Source organism: Stenotrophomonas sp. NY11291 (assembly GCF_023277365.1).
In the GTDB taxonomy this organism is placed as follows: Bacteria; Pseudomonadota; Gammaproteobacteria; order Xanthomonadales; family Xanthomonadaceae; genus Stenotrophomonas; species Stenotrophomonas geniculata.
Map to the genome: position 1 here is coordinate 1,626,760 of NZ_CP096975.1, position 24,146 is coordinate 1,650,905.

At 65.6% G+C, this 24,146-nt stretch carries 22 protein-coding genes and 3 tRNA genes; 19 read left to right on the forward strand and 6 right to left on the reverse strand.

Annotation, left to right across the window (positions count from 1 at the left end; translation table 11 throughout):
• The first annotated feature begins 84 nt into the window (after positions 1 to 84).
• The 8 genes from ppnN to M1L61_RS07600 all read left to right on the forward strand — a co-directional run bounded on the left by ppnN (position 85) and on the right by M1L61_RS07600 (position 9,560).
• On the forward strand, positions 85 to 1,473 hold the full coding sequence (gene ppnN, locus M1L61_RS07565) for a nucleotide 5'-monophosphate nucleosidase PpnN (protein WP_010486098.1): 1,389 nt from the start codon (positions 85 to 87) through the stop codon (positions 1,471 to 1,473).
• Between the two features lie 161 nt (positions 1,474 to 1,634).
• Positions 1,635 to 2,150, forward strand: a complete 516-nt coding sequence (locus M1L61_RS07570; protein WP_248854518.1) for a Tfp pilus assembly protein FimT/FimU — start codon at positions 1,635 to 1,637, stop codon at positions 2,148 to 2,150.
• On the forward strand, positions 2,147 to 2,617 hold the full coding sequence (gene pilV, locus M1L61_RS07575; protein ID WP_043400479.1) for a type IV pilus modification protein PilV: 471 nt from the start codon (positions 2,147 to 2,149) through the stop codon (positions 2,615 to 2,617). The genes M1L61_RS07570 and pilV overlap by 4 nt, the downstream gene beginning before the upstream one ends.
• Positions 2,618 to 2,625: 8 nt before the next feature.
• Complete coding sequence (locus M1L61_RS07580) at positions 2,626 to 3,798, forward strand: PilW family protein (RefSeq protein WP_308822315.1); 1,173 nt, start codon at positions 2,626 to 2,628, stop codon at positions 3,796 to 3,798.
• 7 nt (positions 3,799 to 3,805) lie between these two features.
• A complete protein-coding gene (locus tag M1L61_RS07585; RefSeq protein ID WP_043400485.1) occupies positions 3,806 to 4,297 on the forward strand; it encodes a PilX N-terminal domain-containing pilus assembly protein in 492 nt (163 codons plus the stop codon).
• Positions 4,294 to 8,973: a PilC/PilY family type IV pilus protein gene (locus tag M1L61_RS07590; RefSeq protein WP_100051432.1), complete on the forward strand. Its 4,680-nt coding sequence runs from the start codon at positions 4,294 to 4,296 to the stop codon at positions 8,971 to 8,973. The genes M1L61_RS07585 and M1L61_RS07590 overlap by 4 nt, the downstream gene beginning before the upstream one ends.
• A 23-nt stretch (positions 8,974 to 8,996) precedes the next feature.
• Positions 8,997 to 9,410, forward strand: a complete 414-nt coding sequence (locus M1L61_RS07595) for a type IV pilin protein (RefSeq protein ID WP_043400488.1) — start codon at positions 8,997 to 8,999, stop codon at positions 9,408 to 9,410.
• A 73-nt stretch (positions 9,411 to 9,483) separates the two neighbouring features.
• A tRNA-Asn gene (locus M1L61_RS07600) sits at positions 9,484 to 9,560 on the forward strand.
• A gap of 60 nt (positions 9,561 to 9,620) precedes the next feature.
• Here the strand turns inward: M1L61_RS07600 and M1L61_RS07605 are convergent.
• Entirely contained in the window at positions 9,621 to 10,145 is a 525-nt protein-coding gene (locus M1L61_RS07605) for a GspH/FimT family pseudopilin (RefSeq protein WP_043400494.1), read from the reverse strand.
• Positions 10,146 to 10,273: 128 nt separating this feature from the next.
• Here M1L61_RS07605 and uvrB point away from each other — a divergent pair, with 128 nt between their 5' ends.
• The 3 genes from uvrB (at position 10,274) to M1L61_RS07620 (ending at position 12,653) form a co-directional block, all read left to right on the forward strand.
• Positions 10,274 to 12,298 (forward strand): excinuclease ABC subunit UvrB, encoded by a 2,025-nt coding sequence (uvrB, locus tag M1L61_RS07610; RefSeq protein WP_057503595.1) that lies wholly within the window; start codon positions 10,274 to 10,276, stop codon positions 12,296 to 12,298.
• A gap of 107 nt (positions 12,299 to 12,405) precedes the next feature.
• Positions 12,406 to 12,480 (forward strand) — tRNA-Val (locus M1L61_RS07615).
• A 98-nt stretch (positions 12,481 to 12,578) separates the two neighbouring features.
• Positions 12,579 to 12,653, forward strand: a tRNA-Val gene (locus M1L61_RS07620).
• A 96-nt stretch (positions 12,654 to 12,749) separates the two neighbouring features.
• Here M1L61_RS07620 and M1L61_RS07625 read toward each other — a convergent pair.
• From M1L61_RS07625 to M1L61_RS07635, 3 genes are all read right to left on the reverse strand, one after another.
• Entirely contained in the window at positions 12,750 to 13,082 is a 333-nt protein-coding gene (locus tag M1L61_RS07625; protein WP_134958928.1) for a hypothetical protein, read from the reverse strand.
• Positions 13,083 to 13,341: 259 nt separating this feature from the next.
• Positions 13,342 to 13,530 carry a hypothetical protein gene (locus tag M1L61_RS07630; RefSeq protein WP_019337168.1) on the reverse strand — a complete coding sequence of 63 codons (189 nt, stop codon included), beginning with the start codon at positions 13,528 to 13,530 and terminating at the stop codon, positions 13,342 to 13,344.
• 110 nt (positions 13,531 to 13,640) lie between these two features.
• Positions 13,641 to 14,210, reverse strand: a complete 570-nt coding sequence (locus M1L61_RS07635; RefSeq protein ID WP_109813805.1) for a TlpA disulfide reductase family protein — start codon at positions 14,208 to 14,210, stop codon at positions 13,641 to 13,643.
• A gap of 162 nt (positions 14,211 to 14,372) precedes the next feature.
• On the opposite strand from M1L61_RS07635, the gene M1L61_RS07640 reads away from it, so the two are divergent.
• Entirely contained in the window at positions 14,373 to 14,513 is a 141-nt protein-coding gene (locus M1L61_RS07640; RefSeq protein ID WP_010486087.1) for a hypothetical protein, read from the forward strand.
• 45 nt (positions 14,514 to 14,558) lie between these two features.
• Here M1L61_RS07640 and M1L61_RS07645 read toward each other — a convergent pair whose 3' ends face one another.
• Both M1L61_RS07645 and M1L61_RS07650 read right to left on the reverse strand, forming a co-directional pair.
• Positions 14,559 to 14,843, reverse strand: a complete 285-nt coding sequence (locus M1L61_RS07645) for a hypothetical protein (RefSeq protein ID WP_010486086.1) — start codon at positions 14,841 to 14,843, stop codon at positions 14,559 to 14,561.
• Positions 14,844 to 14,873: 30 nt separating this feature from the next.
• The gene (locus M1L61_RS07650) at positions 14,874 to 15,641 is read right to left on the reverse strand and encodes a MipA/OmpV family protein (RefSeq protein ID WP_248854519.1); all 768 of its coding nucleotides are present in this window, start codon (positions 15,639 to 15,641) and stop codon (positions 14,874 to 14,876) included.
• A 145-nt stretch (positions 15,642 to 15,786) separates the two neighbouring features.
• Here M1L61_RS07650 and M1L61_RS07655 point away from each other — a divergent pair, with 145 nt between their 5' ends.
• Genes M1L61_RS07655 through lpxK form a run of 7 tightly spaced genes read left to right on the forward strand, consistent with a single transcriptional unit; the run spans position 15,787 to position 24,115 of the window.
• The gene (locus M1L61_RS07655) at positions 15,787 to 16,458 is read left to right on the forward strand and encodes a response regulator transcription factor (RefSeq protein ID WP_010486084.1); all 672 of its coding nucleotides are present in this window, start codon (positions 15,787 to 15,789) and stop codon (positions 16,456 to 16,458) included.
• A 1-nt stretch (position 16,459) separates the two neighbouring features.
• Positions 16,460 to 17,803 (forward strand): HAMP domain-containing sensor histidine kinase, encoded by a 1,344-nt coding sequence (locus M1L61_RS07660; protein ID WP_126560704.1) that lies wholly within the window; start codon positions 16,460 to 16,462, stop codon positions 17,801 to 17,803.
• 59 nt (positions 17,804 to 17,862) lie between these two features.
• Entirely contained in the window at positions 17,863 to 20,259 is a 2,397-nt protein-coding gene (locus tag M1L61_RS07665; RefSeq protein ID WP_248854520.1) for a DNA internalization-related competence protein ComEC/Rec2, read from the forward strand.
• Positions 20,260 to 20,262: 3 nt separating this feature from the next.
• Positions 20,263 to 20,925 (forward strand): MotA/TolQ/ExbB proton channel family protein, encoded by a 663-nt coding sequence (locus tag M1L61_RS07670; RefSeq protein ID WP_019337175.1) that lies wholly within the window; start codon positions 20,263 to 20,265, stop codon positions 20,923 to 20,925.
• A 3-nt stretch (positions 20,926 to 20,928) separates the two neighbouring features.
• Positions 20,929 to 21,351, forward strand: a complete 423-nt coding sequence (locus M1L61_RS07675) for a biopolymer transporter ExbD (RefSeq protein WP_010486080.1) — start codon at positions 20,929 to 20,931, stop codon at positions 21,349 to 21,351.
• Positions 21,348 to 23,096, forward strand: coding sequence for a lipid A export permease/ATP-binding protein MsbA (gene msbA, locus M1L61_RS07680; RefSeq protein ID WP_010486079.1), 1,749 nt, complete (start codon positions 21,348 to 21,350; stop codon positions 23,094 to 23,096). Before M1L61_RS07675 ends, msbA begins: the two co-directional genes overlap by 4 nt.
• Positions 23,096 to 24,115 (forward strand): tetraacyldisaccharide 4'-kinase, encoded by a 1,020-nt coding sequence (gene lpxK / locus M1L61_RS07685; protein WP_248854521.1) that lies wholly within the window; start codon positions 23,096 to 23,098, stop codon positions 24,113 to 24,115. The genes msbA and lpxK overlap by 1 nt, the downstream gene beginning before the upstream one ends.
• Positions 24,116 to 24,146 lie beyond the last annotated feature (31 nt).

The window sequence follows — 24,146 nt, forward strand, 5'->3', positions numbered from 1 at the left end:
CCAACGGTCGGGCTTCCCGGCCGTTTTGCTTTTTAAGGGGGCGGCAGTACAGTCGGAAACCTTGAAGGAAGCGAAAAATTGGACATGACCACGAACGAAAAATCAGCCCGTGCACTGCCGGTGCAGGACGCGCGGATCTACCCGCGCGGTGGGCTGGATGTGCTGTCGCGGGCCGAAGTGGCCCGGCTGCGCGATGCGTCTGCCGGCGGCATGCACGAGCTGCTGCGCCGCTGCGCACTGGCTGTGCTGACCAGCGGCAGTGCTTCTGACGATCCGCGCGCGGCGCGCGATCTGTATCCCGATTTCGACATCCAGGTGGCGCAGCAGGATCGAGGCGTGCGCATCGACCTGGTCAATGCACCGGCGATGGCTTTCGTCGACGGCGAGATCATCCGCGGCGTCGCCGAACTGTTGTTCGCGGTGGTGCGTGACCTGGCCTACATGGCCATCGAGATGGGCCCGGCCTACGCGGCCGAGCTGGAGTCGTCCGAGGGCATCACCAATGCGGTGTTCGGCCTGCTGCGCAACGCGCGCATCCTGAACCCCGGTGACCCGAATCTGGTCGTCTGCTGGGGCGGCCACTCGATCTCGCGCGACGAGTACCTGTACACCAAGCAGGTGGGCTATGAGCTGGGCCTGCGCGGCCTGGACATCTGCACCGGCTGCGGTCCGGGCGCGATGAAGGGCCCGATGAAGGGCGCCACCATTGCCCATGCCAAGCAGCGCCGTACCGTGACGCGTTACATCGGCCTGACCGAGCCGGGCATCATCGCGGCCGAGTCGCCGAATCCGATCGTCAACCACCTGGTGATCATGCCGGACATCGAGAAGCGCCTGGAGGCCTTCGTCCGCATCGGCCACGGCATCATCGTGTTCGCCGGTGGTGTAGGCACGGCTGAGGAAATCCTGTACCTGCTCGGCATTCTGCTGCGCGAGGAAAACAAGGACCTGCCGTTCCCGCTGATCCTGACCGGCCCGACGGTGGCGGCGCCGTACTTCGAGCAGATCGACCGGTTCATCCGCCTGACCCTGGGTGATGCGGCCGCCGAGCGCTACGAGATCGTCATCGGCGACCCGGTGGCGGTGGCAAAGAAAATGGCCAACGGCATCAAGCGCGTGCGCGAGCACCGCCTGGCGCAGAAGGACTCGTTCTTCTTCAACTGGTCGATCGAGATTCCGTGGGAGTACCAGCAGCCGTTCGTGCCGACCCACGAGGCGATGGCCGCGCTGGACCTGCACCACGGGCGTGCCCCGCACGCGCTGGCGGCCGACCTGCGCCGGGCGTTCTCGGGCATCGTGGCCGGCAACGTGAAGGAAGACGGCATGCGCCGCATCGAGCAGTTCGGGCCGTTCCAGATCCATGGCGACCCGGACATGATGCAGGCCCTGGACGCGCTGCTGCGTGCCTTCGTCGAACAGCGCCGGATGAAGATCTCCGGCGAATACCAGCCCTGCTATCAGGTGCTGGCCTGAGTCTGCGCCGGCGCGATGGGGATCGCGCCGGTACAGGCAGGGGAGGGCGGGTCGTCAAGGCCTTGACGCCCGTCGCCCCGGAATGACCGTTCATCCTGCCGCCGCTTGCCGGTGGCAGGGCGATGGCCCATCGTGGCCATCAACACGCTGGGGAGCGTCCAATGTCTTTGCGCCGGCAAAACGGCTTTACGCTGGTTGAGTTAATGGTCACGGTTGCCGTCCTGGCGATCCTGAGCACCATCGCGTATCCCAGCTTCCAGAGTACGATCCGCTCAAATCGTGTGGCCACGACGACCAACGAACTGATCGCGTCGCTGGCACTTGCCCGTTCCGAGGCAATAAAGAACACGCGTGGCGGGGCTGTATGCGCATCCACAGCGGGCAAAGAATGTGATGGCAGCAGCTGGGCCGACGGCTGGATGGTCTGGGAGGATCGCAACGGGAACGGGTCGCTTGATTCCGGTGAGAACGTGCTGCGCTACAGCGAAGGTCGCCCAACGATGAAGTCCGCAACCGAAACGTTGAGCATCGGCTTCGATGGCCGTGGCCGCAATCGCGCCAACGCGGAAGTGGATGTGACACTGCGCCCTGAAAAGTGTGGCGACCAGCCCCTGCAGCGAACGCTGCGCATATCGCCTACGGGACAGGTGAGGCTGTTGAAGGAGAGTTGCTCATGAGAAAGATCGGCTTCCAGCCGCACCGTACGGCGCAGGGCGGTTTCACCCTGATCGAGGTCATGATCGCGATCCTGGTGATGGGTATCGGCCTGCTGGGCTTCGCGCTGCTGCAGACGATGAATGTGCGGTTCGTCCAGAGCGCGAACTACCGCACCCAGGCCACCAACCTGGGGTACGAACTGCTTGATCAGATCCGGGCTAACCGGATCAACGCGCTCAGCTATGCCGGTACCTATGCTGCTACCACCGGCAAGGGTGACTGCGCGCCGTCCATTGGCAAGGATATCGGCAAGGATGACTTCACCCGCGACTGGCGCTGCCGCCTGGGCCGCGCACTGGGTGACTCGGCATCCGGAACGGTAACCGTCAATGACGGCCGGGTACGGGTGTCGGTCAGTTGGGGCGATGAGCGTTGGAATCCCGATTCGAAGGCTGACACCACCTTTGCTGCGGAGAGCCTGCTGTGATGACCAGAATGCGCTCCCGCCAAACGATGAGTGGCCTGTCGCTGATCGAGTTGATGATCGCCCTGACCATCGGCCTGATCATCATGCTGGGCGTGGTCCAGGTGTTCGCCGCTTCACGCACGGCCTACCAGCTGTCTGAAGGGCTGGCGCGGGTCCAGGAGAACAGCCGTTTCGCGATGGATTCCCTGCAACGCGAACTGCGCATGGCGGGACACTTCGGCTGCGTGAACGATCAGGCGCATGATCCGCAGGGCACCTTGGCAACCACCTTCGCTGCGGGAGGCCACCCCGCGCTGGACTTTGCGCGGTCGATCCAGGGCTACGAAGCAACGAATACCAAGCCGGGCGACGCGGTGACGTTGGCGGCAACGCCGTCAACGGGGGGCGACAAGTACTCCCCGGCGTTGCCGAGTGAGTTCGCCGCGGCCATCAAGAACCGGGTCGACGGCAGCGATATCGTCGCTCTGCGCTATCTGGTGCCCACCGGTGTGCCGGTCACGGCGGTAGCCGGTACGGTTGCCCAGCCGGTTTTCAGCTTTGATCCCAAACGTCTTGCCGTGCTTGATAGCGGAGTTACCGACCCGGGGCTGTTCGGTGTGGCCGACTGCATTTCCGCCACGGTCTTCCAGGCTCGTGCGATCGATGCAAAGGCCGGCACCGTGACGGTGGGCACCGCACCCAACAACGACGTGGCCATCGCCCGCAACTACCAGCCCGGCCAGGCGGTGCTGTATCGCGCCGAGACGTCGATCCTGTACGTGGGCTACGACGCTACGACCAAGCAATCGTCGCTGTATCGCCTTCGATTCACCGCCAAGCCCGGTGCTGCCTTGGTCGCGGGACCAGCAGAGGCGCTGGTCGAGGGCGTGGAGAACATGCAATTGCTGTATGGCCAGGATCACGGTCTGAGCACGGTGTCGCCGACCGGCTACATTGATCGCCAGGGTACCGCGACCGATGTTCAGGCCTCCATCGTGCCGGCCTCGCGTGGCTGGCAGCGCGTGGGCACGGTGCAACTGGGGCTGGTGGTGTCCAGTCCAGACCCGGCCGCATCTGTCCAGGCCAGTTCAAGTACGCCGCTGACCGCGCTCGGCGTGACCTACACCGCGCCTTCTGACGGCCGCATGCGCGCCGCCTACCAGAGCACGATCGCTCTGCGCAATCGCCTGTATGGCAACTGAGGCCACCATGCGTACCCATCCCGCCCGCCGCCATTCTCTGCATTCACCGCGTTCCCAGCGCGGCGCGGTGCTGTACGTCGTGCTGATCATGCTGGTGCTGATGGCCCTGCTGGGCATCGCCGGCATGCAGGTCACAAGCATGCAGGAACGGATGGCTGCCAACTATCTGCGCAGCAACGTTGCCTTCCAGAACGCTGAGGCCGACGCCCGGCAGACCGAGAAATCCATCGAGAAGGCGCTGGCTGACGGGGGCATCTTCAAGGCCAGCCAGGAGGAATGCAGTCCCTCCTACGATCCGCAGACGTGGGCCGATGGTCTCAGTGAGACCAAGTCCACCTATACGCGTCGCATCGACAAGTGCTTTGCAGCGTCCAGCCGGCGCACCGGCGGCCGACAGAACGAAGAAACCGGGAACATCTACCAGGTCACGGCGCTTGCCAGTGACGATCCCTCCAATGCGTCCGCCAGTGCGGTCATCGATACGATCTTCATCCCATGAACAGCGAGCGCCGTTTCCTTCGACTTCGTTCCTCCACCTGGCTGCGGGCCGGTGTGGGTGTTGCTGCGCTTGCCGGCCTTGCCGCGTTGATCATTCCGCTGCAGGCTGCGCTTGGTGACTACGACATCGCGCAGGAGCCGCTGTACAGCAAGCAGAGCCAGCCGCCATTGATGATGATGGTGATGTCGCGTGACGAGCAGCTGTTCAACAAGGCCTACAGCGATTACAGCGACCTGGACGGGGACGGGGTGCTGGACACCACCTACCAGGACAAGTTCGATTACTCAGGCTACTTCGATTACAACCTCTGTTACTCGTACAACAGCGGTGTCTTCAAGGCCAGTGCAGAGGCAAAGGGCGCCAACAAGCACAGCTGCAGCGGCGCGTGGTCGGGCAACTTCCTCAACTGGGTGACGATGAGTCGCCTGGATGTGATGCGCTACGTGCTGTACGGCGGCCAGCGCTTCACCGATACGAAGGAAAAGACGGTGTTGGAGCGGGCGCCGATCCCCAGCGATCTGCATGCGTGGGTCAAGGTCTACAGTGGATCGGATCTTCGCGAGTTCGCCAACCTTGCTGGAAGCGGGACAACCTTCAGCTTCTGCAGTGTGACCCGTTCTGCAACCGGGGCGCCGCTGATGCGCGTGGCCGAAGGTGCACTGGGCGAGTGGGCCTCGACAGCCAGCAACCAGTGCGATACCGGACGAGCCAGCAACGCCGATGGCTACGCGGACATTCCCCGCTCAGCCACGGACTACACCGTGCGCGTGGAAGTGTGTGATGCCAGCTCAACGGTGCGTGAGAGTTTCTGCCGGAAATACAACGATGGCATCACCGACCGTTTCAAGCCGGCCGGGCTGCTGCAGACCTACGGTGAGAGCGGGCGACTGCGCTTTGGGCTCGTGACGGGAACCTACGCCAATCCGCGGGATGGCGGTGTCCTGCGGCGGAACATCGGCAAGATCGCGGGCAACGGGACGAAGTTCTGCGGCGTGGGTGATGAAATCGACCTGTCTACGGGGCAGTTCTGCTACCTGAATCTGACGGGAAACGCCAAGGCCGACGATGAGGGCGTGATCAACGCGATTTCAAGCTTCCGTCTGGACAACTGGAACTGGTCCAACAACTGGAATGACTGCAACACCTACGGCATTCTCAATCGCCAGGACCAGAAGGGAAATGGCAATCTGACCGATCCGGGGACCGGAGGCCAGAAGTGCAGTGCCTGGGGCAATCCATTGGCGGAAATGTATGCGGAGGCGCTGCGCTACATCACTGCGGGTTCCAAGGTCTATAGTGACAGCGGAGATCTCAGTGGGCTGCCAACCAATATCAGCTGGAAGGATCCCTACCGCCTGCCCGCAGAAGGTGGCAACTCTTATTGTGCGACCTGCAATATCCTGGTGCTATCGTCGGGCCTGCCGTCCTTTGACAGCGACAACGTCGGTTCCGTGACCGGCCTTGCGTCTGCGGTGTCCGCGACGGATGCAGTCGGCACGGCCGAAGGAATCGCTGGCAAGAGCTACATGATCGGTCGCGTGGGTGATACACCGCGCGGTGCTTCGCTTGATACCCACAGTGATATCTGCCAGGGCCAGACAATCGGTAGCCTCAGCAAGGCGCGCGGCATCTGCCCGGACATTCCCTCCATGGAAGGCAGCTTCCTGATGGCGGGGCTGGCCAAGGCGGCCGCGGAGACCGATCTGCGTCCCAACGTGCAGAACAAGCCAAGCACGTACAAGGTCACCGCCACCACCTACGCCGTTGCCATGGCGGAAAATCTCCCGCAGTTCGAAATTGCGGTGGGCAACAGCAAGATCGGACTGGCCCCGCTCTGCCAGGCGAACAACACCGGCGGCGCAACGGCAACAAGTGCTGGCTGGCGCAGCTGCTTCCTGGGCTCGGTCGGCATTGGCACCAAGCAGGCCAACGACACTGGCGGGAAGCTGGTCTATGGCCGTCCCTACCGGACAGATGCGAAGTCCGGCAGCTTCTCGCTGGTGTGGGAAGACTCGCTGTGGGGCAATGACCATGACAACGACGTCGTTGCCATGCTGAGCTACTGCGTGGGCGCCGCGTGCAACGATACCGGCACCTTCAACAACATCTGCTGGCGTGCTGATGCGAAAGTGAGCAACAGTGCCGCGGGCAATACGCGACTGTGCGACTACACAACTGCAAACAAAGGGGTGGATTGGATCGGCACGACTTTGGCCGGCAAGGTCGAGGAGGATGAAGTGCTCATCCGGATCGAGAACCTGTCGGCGTACGCTGGCAACGCAATGCTGACGGGCTACACGATCACAGGGTCAAATGCCTCCAGCACCGTGCAACGTCTGGCGCTGCGTCCTGGCAATAGCAATGGCTCCGTGCTGACCAGCACAAACAACTTCCCGAGCAACTGGCAGAGGCCGGTAGTCATCAAGTACAAGGCCTCTACCACTGCGGCGGGCCAGCTGCAGAGCCCGCTGTGGTATGCCGCCAAGTACGGTGTCCCGGCCGGTAAGAAGTGGGACAGCAAGAAGCCAGGGGTGCCGGATAACTACTTCCTGGCACGCAATCCGACCAAACTGAAGGAGGCGCTGGAGGCGATCTTCAACAGCGCAGCGGAAGGTGATGCGCCGGTCGGTGGTAGCGGCAGTGGCGCGCGCATTTCGACCAACTCGTTCACCGTATCGTCCCATTACAGCGTGCCCTCTGGCACTGTGGACTGGACCGGTGATGTCATTGCCACCCAGGTCGACGGCCAGGGTGCGGACGGAGCCGTGCTGTGGAAGGCGTCCAGCAACATCGGCAGTGCCACGCGCCGCATCTACATGGCGACGTCCCCGACCAAGACCGCGTCCGATGGCACGGTGACCCCGGTCAATGCGAACGAGTTCCTGGCCACCAATCTGCCGGGCAATGATGAGCGGGCGAAGCTGTCGGCATTGGGATTCAGTGACTCGATTCCTGCATGGTTCGCGAATCAGACCTCGACCACCCTGGTCAACTATCTGCGCGGCGCGGCGGTGAGCGGGCTCCGTTCGCGTACTTCGCCGTTGGGTGACATCGTCAATTCCACCACCGAGATCGTCTCCAAAACGGATGACTTCGGCTATGCAGGCTGGGCGAGGCAGTCGACAGTCAAGTGGAAGGCGACGCTGGGCACGTCTTATGACGTCTTCCTGAAAGCGAAGCGCGCGACATCGGGGCCGCCGACGATGATCTATGTTGGCGCCAATGACGGCATGGTGCATGGTTTCAACGGTTCGAATGGAGCATCCGGCGGTACCGAAGAACTGGCCTTCATTCCGTCAGCTGCCATGCAGCACATTGCCGAGCTGGCCAACCCCAAGTATGGGCATCGCTACTACGTGGATGGCCCACTGACGTCGTCCGACGTCTACTACGGGGATGCCTGGAACACGGTGCTGGTGGGCACCACGGGTGGTGGTGGTTCCAGCAAGGCGCCCAATGCGACGAGCGTAGGCAATGGCTCCGTGTTCGCGCTGAATGTCAGCGATCCGACCGCGTTCGGTGCATCGAGTGTGTTGTGGGAAGTCTCGGGGAAGACAGAGTCGGATCTCGGGTTTGTGCTGGGCAAGCCGGCTGTGGTGGCGGTAAAGGGCGCCGATGCCAACGCTTCGCCACGCTTCGTTGCGATCTTCGGCAATGGCGTCAACTCCACCAGCGGCAAGGCAGCGCTGTTCGTGGTTGATATCCAGACCGGCAAGGTGCTCAAGCGGCTTTCGCCGGTAGGTGCCAAGTACGCGGCACGCAATGGCCTGATCAACATCGCCACGGTGGCGTTGAAGAACAATGATGGCATCACCGACACTGTGTATGGCGGTGACATGCAGGGCAATATCTGGAAGTTCGATCTTTCCAGCACCGATCCGACCGATTGGAACATCGCCCTGTCTGGAACGCCGCTGTTCACCGCTACGCGCAATAACAGCCCGCAGCCGATCATGAGCGGCATCGAGATCAGCACGGGTCCGGGCGGCGGCATCAGTCTGTTCTTCGGTACCGGCCAGTATTTCGCCGCCGATGACAATGCGGTGAGCAGCACCTCGCCAGTGCAGTCGCTGTATGGCATCTGGGATAACCTTGCCAGTGCGGTTGGCACGCGCGACAACCTGGTACAGCAGGTGATCACTACCGGCACATCGGCCAGCGGCTATCAATTGCGTGATGTCACCCGCAATGCGGTGAACTACGGTTCGGCCCGCGGCTGGTATGTGGACCTGCAGGCTGGATCGGCAGTCGAAGGCGAACGCTTCGTCGGCAACCCCCGTGTGCAGAACGGCATCGTGTTCTTCACGTCCTATGTGCCAGGTACCGCCATCTGCGGCAGCGGCGGTGGCGTGAACTGGCTGTACGGTCTCAATCTGCTGACCGGTGGTGGCCAGATGTCCGGCTTGAGCCCAACCATCGGCGGGGAAGCGCTGTGCACAGGCAACTGCGGTGGTGTCGCCCTGACCAAGAAAGGTGACCTCAGCCAAGGGCCGCCAGTGAAGGACACCAACATCTTTGTGCCCAAGCTTACGCCCTGCAAGCCTGGCGACACGGGGTGCACGGTCGACAAGATGCTGCAGGCCAGCCAGTGTACGTTCGTGCTGCGTGCGGCCGGCGCTGATCCGCTTTACATGCCACGGCCCTGTGGGCGGCAATCGTGGCGGCAGATCCGTTGATGAATCCGATATCGAGGTTGCCCATGCATCTGTACAGCAGGCGTCGAACCACCGCCGGCTTCACCCTGATCGAGCTGATGATCACCGTGGCCGTGGTCGCCATTCTTGCTGCCATCGCGTTGCCTTCGTACCAGGCCTATGTGCGCAAGGCCAATCGTGCCCAGGCCAAGGCCGATCTGGTCGAGCTGGCGCAGATGCTGGAGCGGCGGCATACCGTGGAGAACACCTACGCGGGCATGACGCTGCCGTTCTCGCAATCGCCACGGGACGGTGCCGCCAGATACACGCTTTCCTACGTGGGAACGCCGAATGGCACCTCCTTTACCCTCCAGGCGGCACCGACCGAGATCCAGAAGAAGGACGACTGCGGCACACTGACCCTGGACCAGGCCGGACGAAAGACGCCGAATGCCAGCAAGGGGCCCGGATGCTGGTGAAGGGCGGGCCGTTTCGCCACATCGCATAAAAGGCTTGCACTCTCCGGCGAACGCTGGCTAAAATGCGCACCCCGCCCGAATAGCTCAGCCGGTTAGAGCACTTGACTGTTAATCAGGGGGTCGTTGGTTCGAGTCCAACTTCGGGCGCCAGATTCGAAAAAGCCGCGAGAAATCGCGGTTTTTTTCGTTTCCGCGATGGCATTTCAGTTTTCAGCAGGGGATCGGCCTGCGCGGGCGCTGGCTCCTGACCCGCCCGGGGACGCTGATGATGACGCGGCTGTGCTCCTGTCCATTCATGCACAGCACGATGGACTGGTTGGTGCCGGCATTGCGGCCGTCGGGCCGGAACCGGATGTCGGGCCGATGATCGCTGGTGCGCAGGTCGACATGACGCCGGCGTGCCCTGTGCACGCGGAGTTCCCTTGCGGCGCCGGTCGCGCTGTTGGCCGGTTCGACCTGCACCCGCCAGCCCTGGCTCCATGCCTGGTCACATCTCATGCCGTCCGACGAACCGCAGACCGTCACACGGCGGCGTTCGGTGATGGCGGCGTTGCGTGCCATCGACAGGCTGGCGACCAGTTCGGCGCGCAGCGTTTCCGCCTGGAAGTGCCGCAGCGTGCGTTGCCAGGGGCCCCACGCCAAAGCCAGCAGGACCGACAGCACCATGACAGCGATCAGCAGCTCGATCAGATGGAGGCCGCGGTGGAGCCGGGCAGGGCGAAGATGAAGGGACATGCCTCCAGCCTCGTTCCGTGCTCGCGCATTCACCATCGGCCAACGCCGCGGCTGCCTGCCCGGAAACCCCTCAGCTGGCCGTCACCGCTTGCCCCGTATACTCACCCTTCCCGGGAACTGGCAACACCATGAGCGACCGTTTTGAACTCGTCTCGCCGTATTCGCCGGCGGGCGACCAGCCTGATGCCATCGCAAAGCTGACCAGCAACTTCGAAGCGGGCATCGCCAAGCAGACCCTGCTGGGCGTCACCGGTTCGGGCAAGACCTACACCATCGCCAACGTCATCCAGAACGTGCAGAAGCCGACGCTGATCATGGCGCCGAACAAGACGCTGGCGGCGCAGCTGTATGGCGAGTTCAAGGCATTCTTCCCGCACAACGCGGTGGAGTATTTCGTCAGCTATTACGACTACTACCAGCCGGAAGCCTACGTGCCGTCGTCGGACACCTTCATCGAGAAGGACAGTTCGATCAACGAGCACATCGAGCAGATGCGACTGGCGGCGACCAAGACCCTGCTGTCGCGCCCGGACGCGATCGTGGTGGCGACGGTATCGGCGATCTACGGCCTGGGCGCGCCGGAAGACTACCTGTCGTTGCGCCTGATCCTGTCCAAGGGCGAGCGCATCGACCAGCGCGACCTGATCAACCACCTCACCCAGCTGCAGTACACGCGCAACGAGTACGAGCTGCAGCGCGGTACGTTCCGCGTGCGTGGTGAAGTGATCGACGTGTTCCCAGCCGAGTCGGACAGCGAAGCGCTGCGTCTGGAACTGTTCGATGGCGAGGTCGAGAAGATCACCCTGTTCGACCCGCTCACCGGCGAGACGCTGCGCAACATGCAGCGCTTCACGGTCTACCCGAAGACCCACTACGCCACCACGCGCGAGCGTGTGCTGGCAGCGATCGAGACGATCAAGGTCGAGTTGAAGGAGCGGCTGGAGCAGCTGTACGCGCAGAACAAGCTGGTCGAAGCGCAGCGCCTGGCGCAGCGCACCCAGTTCGACCTGGAAATGATGGCCGAAGTCGGCTTCTGCAACGGCATCGAGAACTATTCCCGGCACCTGACCGGCAAGAATGCCGGCGAACCGCCGCCGACCCTGTTCGACTACCTGCCGGCCGACGCGCTGCTGGTGATCGACGAATCCCACGTGACCATTCCGCAGATCGGTGCCATGTTCAAGGGCGACCGTTCGCGCAAGGAGACGCTGGTCGAATTCGGGTTCCGTCTGCCCTCGGCGCTGGACAACCGGCCGCTGCGCTTCGAGGAGTGGGAAGAGCGCTGCCCGCGCAGCATCTATGTGTCGGCCACGCCGGGCCCCTACGAGTACCGCGAGGCCGGTGACGAGATCACCGAGCTGGTCGTACGTCCCACCGGCCTGATCGACCCGGTGGTGGAGATCCGCCCGGTGGGGACCCAGGTCGACGACCTGATGAGCGAAGCCAACGCGCGCATCAAGGCCGGTGACCGGGTGCTGGTCACGACGCTGACCAAGCGCATGGCCGAGAACCTCACCGAGTACCTGACCGAGCACGGCATCCGCGTGCGCTATCTGCACTCGGATGTGGACACGGTCGAGCGCGTGGAGATCATCCGCGACCTGCGCCTGGGCAAGTTCGACGTGCTGGTGGGCATCAATCTGCTGCGCGAAGGCCTGGACATGCCGGAAGTGTCGCTGGTGGCGATCCTGGATGCCGACAAGGAGGGCTTCCTGCGCTCGACCGGCTCGCTGATCCAGACCATCGGCCGTGCCGCGCGCAACGTGCGCGGCAAGGCGATCCTGTATGCGGACAAGATCACCCGTTCGATGCAGGCCGCGATCGATGAGACCGACCGTCGTCGCGCCAAACAGGTCGAGTACAACGAGGAGCACGGCATCGTGCCGCGCTCGGTGGCGCGCCCGATCGTCGACGTGCTGGAAGGGGCGCGTTCGGACGCCGCCGAGAAGGAAGCAAAGAAGGGCAAGGGCAAAGGCAGGCCCGGCGTTGCCGAGGAGGGGAGTGACTATCGATCGCTCAGCCCGGCCCAGCTGGCGTCCCGTCTCAAGGCACTGGAACAGCAGATGTACCAGCACGCCAAGAACCTGGAGTTCGAGGATGCCGCCCGCGTGCGTGACCAGATCCGGCAGCTGAAGGAAGCGAGTCTGGGCTGAACGCGGCAGTGCAGCATCTTCTTCACAAAAGTGTTGCGCTTCACGGCCGGCATCCGTAATATACGCGGCCTGCACCGACGCAATCGCGGACGTTCAGAAGCAAAAACGGGCGGTTAGCTCAGCGGTAGAGCACTACCTTGACATGGTAGGGGTCACAGGTTCGAACCCTGTACCGCCCACCACGAAGTCTCCGAAAGGGGGCTGTCGTGAACAGCAAAGCCCGGCCCTGGCGCCGGGTTTTTACGTAGCAAGGCCAGCTTTCGGGCGGCAAGAACAAGATGGGCGGTTAGCTCAGCGGTAGAGCACTACCTTGACATGGTAGGGGTCACAGGTTCGAACCCTGTACCGCCCACCACCTGGCTCCCGGCATTGCCGGTGCAGCGGTGGATCACGATGGAAGCCGGCCCTGGGCCGGCTTTTTTCGTTTGCGCCGGTGGGTTGCAACCCGCGATCAGTGTTGGGCCACCCATTCGTCGATGCTGATCATGCGCTGCAGCCGCCAGTGCCCGTCCACGCGTTCCCAGACCTGCGCGAATCGCGCCGAGCCGGCGTGCCGCTGTGGGGCGTCGGCCTGCAGCGGCTGATTGCCCACGCGCAGTACGCGATCCTGGCGCAGCCGGTACAGCTGCAGGGGGGCCGGGGCCGCTTTCCGATCCGGCATCGATGATGTTTCTGCCTGCCCAGCGTCGGCCTGCAGGATCTGGCTGCGCAGGGAGGGATCCCCTGCGTCGGTATCGCAACCGAACAGGCCAGCGCACAACAGCAGCAGGGCAAGCATCGGCATGGCACGGTGCTCCGGAGAAGGGAGTCCAGCGTGGCACTGCCCCCTGCGGTGTGAAACCGGTATGCGACGAAAGCCGGTAAAGCGCGCGCCAAGGCGCCCGGGGAAGGATGAATCCGGGGCCGGAAGTGCCGGGCCGCCCCTGGAGGCGGCCCGGCGCGGTGCCCAATGTGCGGGTGGGCACCGATCATCGCCGCAGGGCTGGCTCAGCGCTGCGGCACCTGCAGCAGATCAGCGGGGCCGACCTGCGGTGCGGCTTCGATTACAGCGGATCACAGCACAGCAGCTGGCCAGGCTTGCCCGAGTTGCCGAACGGGCAGCTCGGATGCGGCTCGCACCCGGGCGCATAGCCGGTTTTGGGGGCGACGGCGAAGGCCTGGCTGGCACCGAATGCCAGGGCCGCAACAACGACGATACCGGCGACGGACGAAAGTACGTTCTTTCCGATCATGTGTATCTCCTTGGTTGGCGTTGTGGTGTTGCAGTTGCCGCAGGCACCGGGGTGCCGGTTGTGGCGCGGATGCGGTGAACGATGACGCGCGCCGACGCGGCGCGCGGCAATCAGGGCAGTGCAGGGGCTGGCGTCAGCGAGTTCATGGCGGCGCGCACCACCTGCTCATCGAGCTGGCCCACATGCTTGTAGGTCACGCTGCCATCGGTGGCCAGCACCATCAGCATCGGCGTGACCGTGGCGCGGTAGCGCTTGGACGCATCGCCTTCACTGTCAATGGCGATCGGGAACTGCAATACATGCTGTCCGGCGTAGTCGGCCAGTTGGTCGTAAGGGGGGAGTCCCACGCCGATCAGTTCACTGCGGCCGCGTGCTGCTGCGATCTGTTGCAGCTGTGGCATCGAGGCCAGGCAGTAGCGGCAGGTGGTGGAGAAGAAGTAGAGGATCTGAGGTGCGTCGCGCGCGCCGCCGATGTTGACGTGAGTGTGCTGGGTCGTGCGCAGCGCCAGTGCTTCCGGGCGACTGCCCAGGCCGAGACCATGTGCTTCCAGCCGCATGTTCTGCAGTTGGGCAGCCATCTGCGCGTTGATCTGCCGGAGCTGGTGGTTCTGCCATCCCAGCGCGACGATCAGCGCGGACAGCAGCAGGGCGACAACGGGGAACAGGACGCGCTTGAGCATCGATCATCCTTGAACACAGCGTTGGGCCGAACATACCGGAACGGGCGCGCGGATTGTTAAGGTGATGTTGCCCGCACGTCCGCAGAGGCGCCGCGTGTACTAGAGTGGTGCCTGCGCGGTCAGGCACGCGCACCCCGCAACCACCACCAGGACCAAACACCGATGAGCGATCACGTTCCGGTTTCCCGGCCCAATCCCATCCTTGAGCTGCTGTTCGGCGGCAACATGCTGGAGGGTACCTTCAAGGCGGTGATCTGGGTGGCCCTGCTGGCGGCCGTGCTGGCGTGGACCACATTCCGCTGAGTCTTCCCGCTGCCCTGCAGCGCCGGCGGCGTTGCTGGCCTGCGCTCAGGCGCTGAAGGCCTGGCGCAGACTGCGCAGGGTGGCCTGGCGATGTTCCTTTGCGGTTGCTTCGCCCATCTCAAGCTCCTGCAGGCGCAATCCCACCAGCATCATCGACAACGCATAGCCGCGTGCCGCATCGGCAGCACGCGAAAGGCCAAGTGCGCGGCGCGTCAACGCGTTTACGTGTTCCAGGTCCGGCAGCAGCCCCAGGTAGGCGCGCTCGGCGCTGTCCAGGTCCGGGGCACGCAGGATCGCGTGCGCTTCAGCAGCAGGGGAGACGGAGGCCATGGGGGGTCCTTGTCCGTTGCGGGCGCTCGATCAGAACGAGCGCATCAGGGAAATGAAGGCCGACGTCTGCGTGCCGCGACGGGCCATCGGGCTGTCCTCTACGGCATCGCCGAACCACTGGTTGGCGACGACGCCGGTCGCGCGCCACTTCGTGCCCAGGGGCGTGCTGACCGCGATCTGCAGGTTCGGTGATGTCGCGCTGCCCGGGTTGTACGCGGCAAGTCCCGAGCGCAGCGCTTCTTCGTCGGTGATGCCGTAGTAGTAGTCGAGCAGGCGCGCACTGGAGTGCACCACGCCGACCTTGGGCACCCAGGTGAAGCGACCGGCCTGGATCGGATAGCTGTAGTGCAGGCGCGATTCCATGCCACCTCCGTGGCCCGTGACCTCGCGCATCACGCTGGCCTCGACGATGCCCCAGTCGGCGCTGTATTCACCATTGATGCCGGCCATGGCGGACATCTGCCGGCTGTGCAGGCGACGCAGCTGAGGATCGTTCACGTCGTCGGTCTTGAAGCGCAGCGTGTAGGGCGTGACCGCCGCCGACAGGCGCAGGCCTTCGCGCTTGTACAGATACATGTCCAGCGAGCCCGGGCTGGCGAAGAAGCGCTCGCCCTGCCAGGCAATGGACGGTACGACCAGCGGCTTGACGTCGTAGTGGGCGTAGGCCCCTGAGGTCGCGCCGGCACTGATACCGGCCTGCACCCCCGGGTTCCGGTCGGCGGCGTGGGTGATCAACGGGAGGCCGATGGCAGCGGAGAACAGCAACGGGCGCAGCAGGGTCGGGGACAGCGACGGCATCGATCAGCCACTTTGCGGGGGATGGCTGTGCATGGTGCGGGCATAACATTGTCAGAACATTGCGCCTTGGCATTCGGCACGCGAAGGCGCCCAAAGCCGGCGCCAGGCACTATGATCGGCACCGTTTCCGGTAGCCGAGCCCCTGATGCGCATCCTCCTGGTCGAAGACGATCCCGATCTGTCCCGTGCCCTGCAATCGGGCCTGGAGCGGCAGGGCGTGGTCGCCGACGTGGTCGGCAGCCTGGCCGAAGCCGCGATCGCGCTGCGCGAGCCGGTGCACCAGCTGATGCTGCTCGACCGCCAGCTGCCCGATGGCGATGGCGTGGCTTTCGTCGCCACCGCGCGCGCGCTGCGCCCGAACCTGGCGGTGATCATGCTGACCGCCAAGGGCACGCTGTCGGACAAGGTCGAGGGGCTGGACGTCGGTGCCGATGACTACCTGGTGAAGCCGGTGGCGATCGAGGAGCTGATGGCGCGGATCCGCGCGGTCTCGCGCCGGCCCTCGGCGATGGTGACGCCAAGCCTGCATCTGGGCCGGCTGGAATTCGACTTCGAATCGCTGCAGGCGCAGGTGGAGGGCCAGCTGTTGGCGCTGCCCCGGCGCCAGGTGCTGGTGCTGCAGGCGCTGGCGATGCGACAGGGACGCACCGTCACCCGCAGCGCGTTGGAGGCGGCAGTGTACGGCTTCGATGACGAGATCCAGTCCAATGCACTGGACGCGCATATCTCCAAGCTGCGCAAGGCGCTGCAACAGGCCGGGGCCGGCGTGGAGATCCATGTGATCCGCGGCGTCGGCTACCTGCTGGCGGAGGCCTGAGATGGCACGTCCGATCCGCTCCATCACCCTGGGCCTGGCCTGGCGATTGTTCCTGGCGCAGGCCTTCACCGTGCTGTTCGCTGTGGTTGCGTTGATCCTGACCTGGGGTGACAAGGACACTTGGGGCATGGACATGTTCATGGCCGAGGCGGTGGCCAAGGCGGTGCACAGCGATGGTGGCCGGCTGGTGCTGGACCAGGCGCGCTGGGAAAAGCTCGATGCCAGTGCCGGCGGCAACCTCTGGTTCGCGGCAGTCGACGACAAGGGGGGCTGGTTGGAGCGCGGCACGATTCCGGCGATCCACGCGCCGCTGCTGGCGCGGTTGCCGACGCTGGGCGCGACCGAACTTGGTTCGCTGGTGCCGCCCTACCTGGATGTGGCGCGGGTGATGATCCGCAACGAGGATGGACGGCGCATCACGGTGATGGTGGGCGGGGCACCGAAGGGCGGGCTGCTGGATGGCGCGCTGATGGTGCTGCGTCTGATCGGCCTGTGGTTCTTCCTGCCGCTGATCGTGGTCACGCTGCTGGTGATGCCGACCGTGATCCACCGCGCGATGCGTGGCGTGCGCCGCTCCGCGCAACAGGCCAAGGAGCTGGATATCGGCCAGCCGGGTGCGCGGCTGGATGCGCAGCTGGTGTCGACCGAGGTCGCGCCGTTGGTCGAAGCCTTCAACGACGCGATCGACAAGGTGCAGCAGGGCTATGCGGCGCGTGACAAGTTCCTTGCCGATGCCGCGCACGAGCTGCGTGTGCCGATCGCGGTGGTGCAGGCGCGTCTGTCGCAGCTGCCGCAGGGCGAGCTGAAGTCGCAGCTGCTGACCGACGTAGCGCGGCTCGGCAACGTCGCCGAGCACCTGCTTGACCTGCAGCGACTTGATCGCAATGTCGGCGCACTGCAGCGGCTGGATCTGGCGCTGCTGGTGCGTGAAGCGGCCGCCGATCTGGCGCCGCTGGTGGTCGGTGCCGGCTACGGCTTCGAAGTGGATGCACCTGAGATGCCGGTGTGGATCCACGGCGACAGCCTGGCGTTGGGACGGGTGATCGCCAACCTGGTGCACAACGCCATTGTCCACGGCGGCGGACGCGGCACCATCTGCGTGCGCCTGGATGCACGTGGCCTGCTGGAAGTCAGCGATCAGGGTGCCGGTATTCCGGTGAGCGATCGTGAAGCGATCTTCGAGCCGTTCCATCGCCTGCGCGCGGCGGGCAGTGGCAGTGGCCTGGGCCTGCATCTGGTGAAGGAAATCGTGCAGCACCACGGCGGCTCGGTCAGTGTCGGCGAGGCCGCTGGCGGTGGTGCCAGCTTCCGGGTCAATTTCCACCGCGGCACCGTCCGGCGCTGACAGCCGCGCGGGGAAAACCCCGATAGGCAACCTGTCGCGCCCGGCGGCAGGCTGCTGGAATGGTTTCCGAACGTTCCGCGCCGGCCCTGTTCGGCCCCGGCTGCGCCGCCGGCCTGGTGCTGGGCGCGCTGGCCTGCGTGCAGATGCCGGCGTTGCTGCCGCTGTGGCTGAGCGTGCCGATGGCGGTTGCAGGCGGCGCTGGCTGGCTGCTGCGCTGGCGAGGCCGCACCTGGGCTGCAGTCATGCTCGGCCTGGCATGGGCAACAGTGCAAGGGCAGTGGGCCCTGCACGACCAGCTTCCACCCGACGCGCCGCCGCAGGATGTGCAGGTGCGCGGGCGGGTGGCCGATCTTCCGCAGAGAGGCCCCGGTTACACGCGTTTCGTGCTGCACGTGGAGGAGGCCGATACGCTGCCAGTGCTGCGCGGCAAGCGCCTGCAGGTCACCTGGAACGACCCGTGGCGCGGATCGTCAGCGCACGAGGCCGGCGGGCGCCATGCGGTTCGTGCCGGGGCGCATTGGCAGTTGTCGCTGCGCGTGCGTGCGCCACGCTCGCGGATCAATCCCGGCGGCTTCGATGGCGAACGCCATGCATTGCTGCGTGGTATCTCCGGCAATGGCACGGTGCGCGACCCGGGCGCTGCCCGTGAGCAGGCGCCTGCGCAGGGCCTGCCGGCCTGGCGCGAGCGCAGCAGTGATGCCATCGCCACGCAGGTGGCACATCCTGCCGCGCGGTTCGTGCAGGCCTTGGCCCTGGGCGACACCCGCGGCCTGTCCGATGCCGACTGGGAACACCTGCGCGCGCTGGGCCTGACCCATCTGGTCGCCATTTCCGGGTTTCACGTGGGCGTGGTGGCGGGTTTCGGCGTGCTGCTGTGCCGCGTGTCGTGGTGGCTGTGCCCAGTGCTGGGACGGTACTGGCCACGGCCGCAGGCGGCGGCATGGGGCGCGGCGCTGGCCGCAGCCGCCTATGCCGTGGCAGCCGGCGGCGCGCTGCCAACGGTCCGTGCGGCGCTGATGATCGGGCTGGTGGCACTGGCCCGTGCCGGACGTCGCCCGGTGGGTGCGGGGCAGGGGCTGGCCCTGGCCGCGATGGTGATGCTGCTGCCGGCGCCGCTGTCGGTGCTGTCGGCAGGCTTCTGGCTCAGCTTTGGCGGCGTGCTGTGGCTGCTGTGGTGCCTGCCGCGAACCGGGCCGGAGGGCGCCGGTGGGGGCCTGCGTGGCTTCCTGGCCGCCCAGGGCGTGGCCAGCCTTGGCCTGTTGCCGCTGTGCGTGGCCCTGTTCGGCGGCACCGCGCGCTTGGGGCCGCTGGTCAACCTGCCGATCATTCCGTGGTGGACCCTGCTGGTGGTGCCGTTGTCGTTGCTGGGTACTGCGCTGCAGGTGCTGCACGACGGTGCCGGGCGCTGGGCCTGGCGTGCCGCGGCCTGGCTGTTCGAGCTGAGCTGGCAGGCGCTGCAGCCACTGGCGCTGCATCCGCAGGCGATGTGGTGGTTGGCCGAGGCGCCGCGCTGGGCGGTACCGGCGGCACTGGCCGGGGTGTTCTGGTGGCTGCTGCCACGCGGCGCCGGCGGTGGCCTGGCGGGCCTGCTGCTGTGCCTGCCGCTGCTGTGGCCCGCCCGGCATGCACCGGCCGAAGGAGAACTGGAGCTGCTGGTGCATGACGTAGGGCAGGGCACTGCGGTGCTGGTGCGTACGGCGCGGCACGCGCTCTGGTACGACGTGGGGCCGCCGACCGGCGGCGAAGGCAACGAACGGATTCTGGTCCCGGCCCTGCGCGCGCTCGGCCAGGGGCCGCCCCGGCAGGTGATGCTCAGCCATGACCATCTTGATCACACCGGCAGCCTGTCCAGCCTGCGACGGCAGCTGCCAGGACTGCAGCTGCTGGCGCCACCGGGCAGCACCATCGCTGGCGCCACGCCCTGCCAGCAGGGGCTGCGCTGGCGGTGGGACGGGGTTGATTTCCAGGTCCTGCACCCGGCGCCGGGCAGCCGTCAGGCCGAAAACGAGGACAGCTGCGTGCTGCGCATCGCCAGCCGCCACGGCGTGGTCCTGCTGCCGGGTGACATCGGCCGGCCGGCCGAGCGGACGCTGCTGGAGGCGTCTCCGGCAGCGCTGAAGGCGGATGTGGTGCTGGTGCCGCACCATGGCAGCGGCGGCAGCTCCAGCGCGCCGTGGGTCGAGGCTGTGGCGCCACGGCTGGCGGTGGTCTCGGCCGGGCACCGCAACCGCTTCGGGCACCCTCGCCAGGACGTGGTCCAGCGCTGGCAGGCGCAAGGGGCCGAGGTACTGGCCACGGCCGATTCCGGGGCGATCCGCATATGGCTTGGCGCACAAGGGCTGCAGCTGCGTGAACAGCGCATCGACGCATTCCGCTGGTGGGATGCCGCTGGGCGGGCGCGGTCGGCTGCTATCCTATCGCCGATCGAACAAGCGGCCGTTGGGCCGGAGGGTTGAAACGTGTGGGAACTGGTCAAGGCCGGTGGCTGGCCGATGGTGCCGCTGCTGCTGTTGGGCGTACTGGCTTTGGCGATCATCCTGGAGCGTTTCTGGTCCCTGCGGCGTACTGAAGTGCTGCCGCCCGGCCTCGGCCAGGAAGTGCGCAACTGGGCGGCACGCGGCAAGCTCGACCCGGCCCACCTGCAGACCCTGCGCGCGAACTCGCCGCTGGGCGCGCTGCTGGCTGCCGCACTGGAAGCCCGCAACCGCCCGCGCGACCAGATCCGCGAGCGCATCGAAGACACCGGCCGCCACCTGGTGCACCGCATGGAGCGTTTCCTCAACGCGCTGGGTACCATCGCTTCGGCCGGGCCGCTGCTGGGCCTGCTGGGCACGGTGATCGGCATGATCCAGATGTTCCTGGGCATCCTCGACCACGGCGTGGGTGATGTGAACCAGCTGGCCGGTGGTATCGGCAAGGCGCTGGTGTGCACCGCCACCGGCATGATCGTCGCCATTCCGGCGCTGATGTTCCACCGCTACTTCAAGGGCCGCATCCACGGTTACGTGGTGGAGATGGAGCAGGAAGCCAGCGCGCTGCTGGATACGCTGGATGGCCGACCCGGGGTGATGAATCCTGCCGCTGCCACGCGCCCGGCCGGCGCGGCGACGGCGAAGGCCTGATCGATGCGTATCGGCAACGACCGATCCCAGGATGAGCCGCATATCGACCTGGTGCCACTGATCGACGTCATCCTGGTGTTGATCATCTTCTTCGTGGTCACCACCACCTTCGACGCGCGCTCGACACTCCAGGTGGAGCTGCCCACGGCCAGCCAGCAGCCCAGCAATGAGCCACCGCGCTCGTTGAGCGTGCTGATCAACGCCGAAGGCCGCTACTTCATCAATGACCAGGAAGTGCTGCGCAACGACGTCGAGTCGGTCAAGCAGACCATCGCGGCCGTTGCCGGCAGCGACCGCACCCAGCCGGTGCTGTTGCGTGCCGATGCCCGCACGCCCTATCAGGCCGTGGTGACCGCGCAGGATGCGCTCGGTCAGCTCGGCTTCCGCCGTATTGCCATTGCAACAGCACCCGAGGTGCGTCCATGAGTTCCAAACACGCGCCGGTGTGGCCGATCTACAAACGTCTGCTGGGATACACCCGTGCCTACTGGGGCATGATGGTCGCCGCTGTCATCGCCATGGCAGTGGAGTCGGTGGCCGGCTACCACTTCACCAAGCTGATGGAGCCGCTGGTCAACCGCGGCTTCGTCAACCCCGAACCGAAAATGGCGGTGATCCTGCCGCTGACCATCCTTGGTCTGTTCCTGATGCGCAGCGCCGCCACCTGGGTGAGCGACTACGCGCTGGCCAAGACCGGTCGCAGCGTGGTGCGTGACCTGCGTGAACAGGTGCTGGCCAAGTACCTGCACCTGCCGTCCTCGCATTTCGATACCGAATCGACGCCGGTGATGGTCAGCCGCCTGAACTTCGATACCGAGCAGGTCACCCAGGCCAGTGCCGATGCGCTCAAGACCGTGGTTGCCGACACCCTGACCATCATCGCCATGCTGGCGGTGATGCTGCAGATGAGTGTCAAGGTGACCGTGGCCATGCTGGTGGTGGTGCCGATGATCGGCGTGATCGTGTCCTACGTCGGCAAGCGCTACCGGCGCATCAGCCGTGGCATCCAGGACGGCATGGGCACGATGGCGCAGACCGCCGAGCAGTCGCTGGCGGCCCAGCAGGAAGTGAAGGTGCACGGCACGCAGCAGCACGAAATGTCGCGCTACTCGCGCTTGGCCAACCGCATGCTGGCGCTGAACATGAAGGTGGAAATCACCCGTGCCGGTGCCTCCAGCGTGGTCCAGTTCCTGGCCGCGCTGGCGCTGGCGGTGATCGTCTGGGTGTCGACCCGCGAAGCACTGGCGGGCCGCCTCAATGCCGGCCAGTTCATGGGCCTGATGATCTCGATGACGGCGATCATCCCGTCGCTGCGCCGCCTGACCAGCGTGCAGTCCTCGATCTCCCGCGGTGTGTCCGCCGCCGAGCGCCTGTTCGACATCCTCGACATGCCGGTCGAGCGCGACGATGGCCGCAACACGGTGCAGCGCGTGCGTGGCGAACTGGCCTTCGAGCACGTCATGCTGCGTTACCGCGAAGACAGTGGCATCGCCCTGGACGACATCAGCTTCGTGGCCAAGCCGGGTACGGTCACCGCCATCGTCGGTCGGTCCGGCAGTGGCAAGACCAGCCTGATCCGGCTGGTGCCGCGCTTCTACGAACCCAGCGGCGGGCGCATCACCCTCGATGGGGTGGCGCTGGATGACTATCCGCTGGCCGACCTGCGTCGCCAGGTGGCGATGGTCGGGCAGAAGGTCATGCTGTTCGATGACACCATTGGCGCGAACATCGCCTATGGCATGGACGCGACCGATGAACAGATCCGAGCGGCGGCCGAAGCCGCAAACGCCTGGGAGTTCATCGCGCGCATGCCGCAGCAGCTGCAGACCCCGGTGGGCGAGAACGGCGCGCTGCTGTCCGGCGGCCAGCGCCAGCGCCTGGCGATCGCCCGTGCGATCCTGCGCGACGCGCCGATCCTGATCCTCGATGAAGCCACCGCAGCGCTCGACAACGAATCGGAGCGCCTGGTGCAGGACGCGCTGCAGCGATTGATGCCCGAGCGCACCACGCTGGTCATCGCGCACCGCCTGTCGACCATCGAGCATGCAGACCAGGTGCTGGTGATGGACCACGGTCGCATCGTCGAGCGCGGTACCCACAAGGAGCTGCTCACCATGGGTGGCCTCTACCAGCATCTGCACAGCATGCAGTTCCGCGAAAGGCAGGACTGATGGCCGGCAAGGGTACCCAGACCCCGCCGTACTGGTACGACGGCAGCCCGGTTCCGTGGGCGATGCGCCTGCTGGCGCCGCTGTATGCCGGCGTCACCGCGCTGCGCCGGCGCGCCTATCGGCGTGGCTGGCGCAAGCGCTACACGCTGCCGGTGCCGGTCATCGTGGTTGGCAACATCACCGCCGGTGGTACTGGCAAGACGCCGCTGACCATCGCGCTGGTGGAGCGCCTGCGTGCCGCCGGCTGGAAGCCGGGCGTGGCCAGTCGTGGCTACGGCCGCGAAGATGCGGACAAACCGCTGTGGGTGAAGGCGGATACGCCGACCGCCAAGGGCGGCGACGAACCGGTGCTGATTGCCTGGAAGACAGGCGTACCAGTGCGCGTGGACCGTGATCGCGTTGCTGCCGGCAGGGCGCTGATCGAGGCCGGCTGCGATGTGATTGTCTGCGACGACGGCCTGCAGCACTACCGGCTGGCGCGCGACATCGAGATCGAAGTGGTCGATGCGCAGCGCCGCTACGGCAATGGCCGGATGATTCCGGCCGGACCGCTGCGCGAGCCGGTCAGCCGCGCCAGCGAGTGCGATTTCCGTGTGGTGAATCTTGGCCAGGCCAATGAGGAATCTGCGGCCCAGGCCTGTGGTTTCGGCCAGTGGCCGATGGCCCTGCACATCGACAGCGCGCAGCCGCTGGCCGGTGGCCGTGCCCGTCCACTGTCGTACTTCAAGGGCCAGCGCGTGCACGCCGTGGCCGGCATTGCCCACCCGCAGCGCTTTTTCGACATGCTGCGCGCGCGAGGCATCGGCGTGGTGCCGCACGCCTTCGCCGACCATCAGGCCTATCAGCCGCAGGACCTGTCCTTTGGCAGCCAGCTGCCGGTGCTGATGACCGAAAAGGACGCGGTGAAATGCCGGGCGTTCGGCAATGACTGGCACTACGCGGTCCCGCTGCGCGCCGAGCTGCCTGCCGCGTTCTGGGTGGCGCTGACCGACCGCCTGGACAAGCTGCGACCGAACTGAGTGGCACGGCGGCGCTTGCATTCATGCGCCG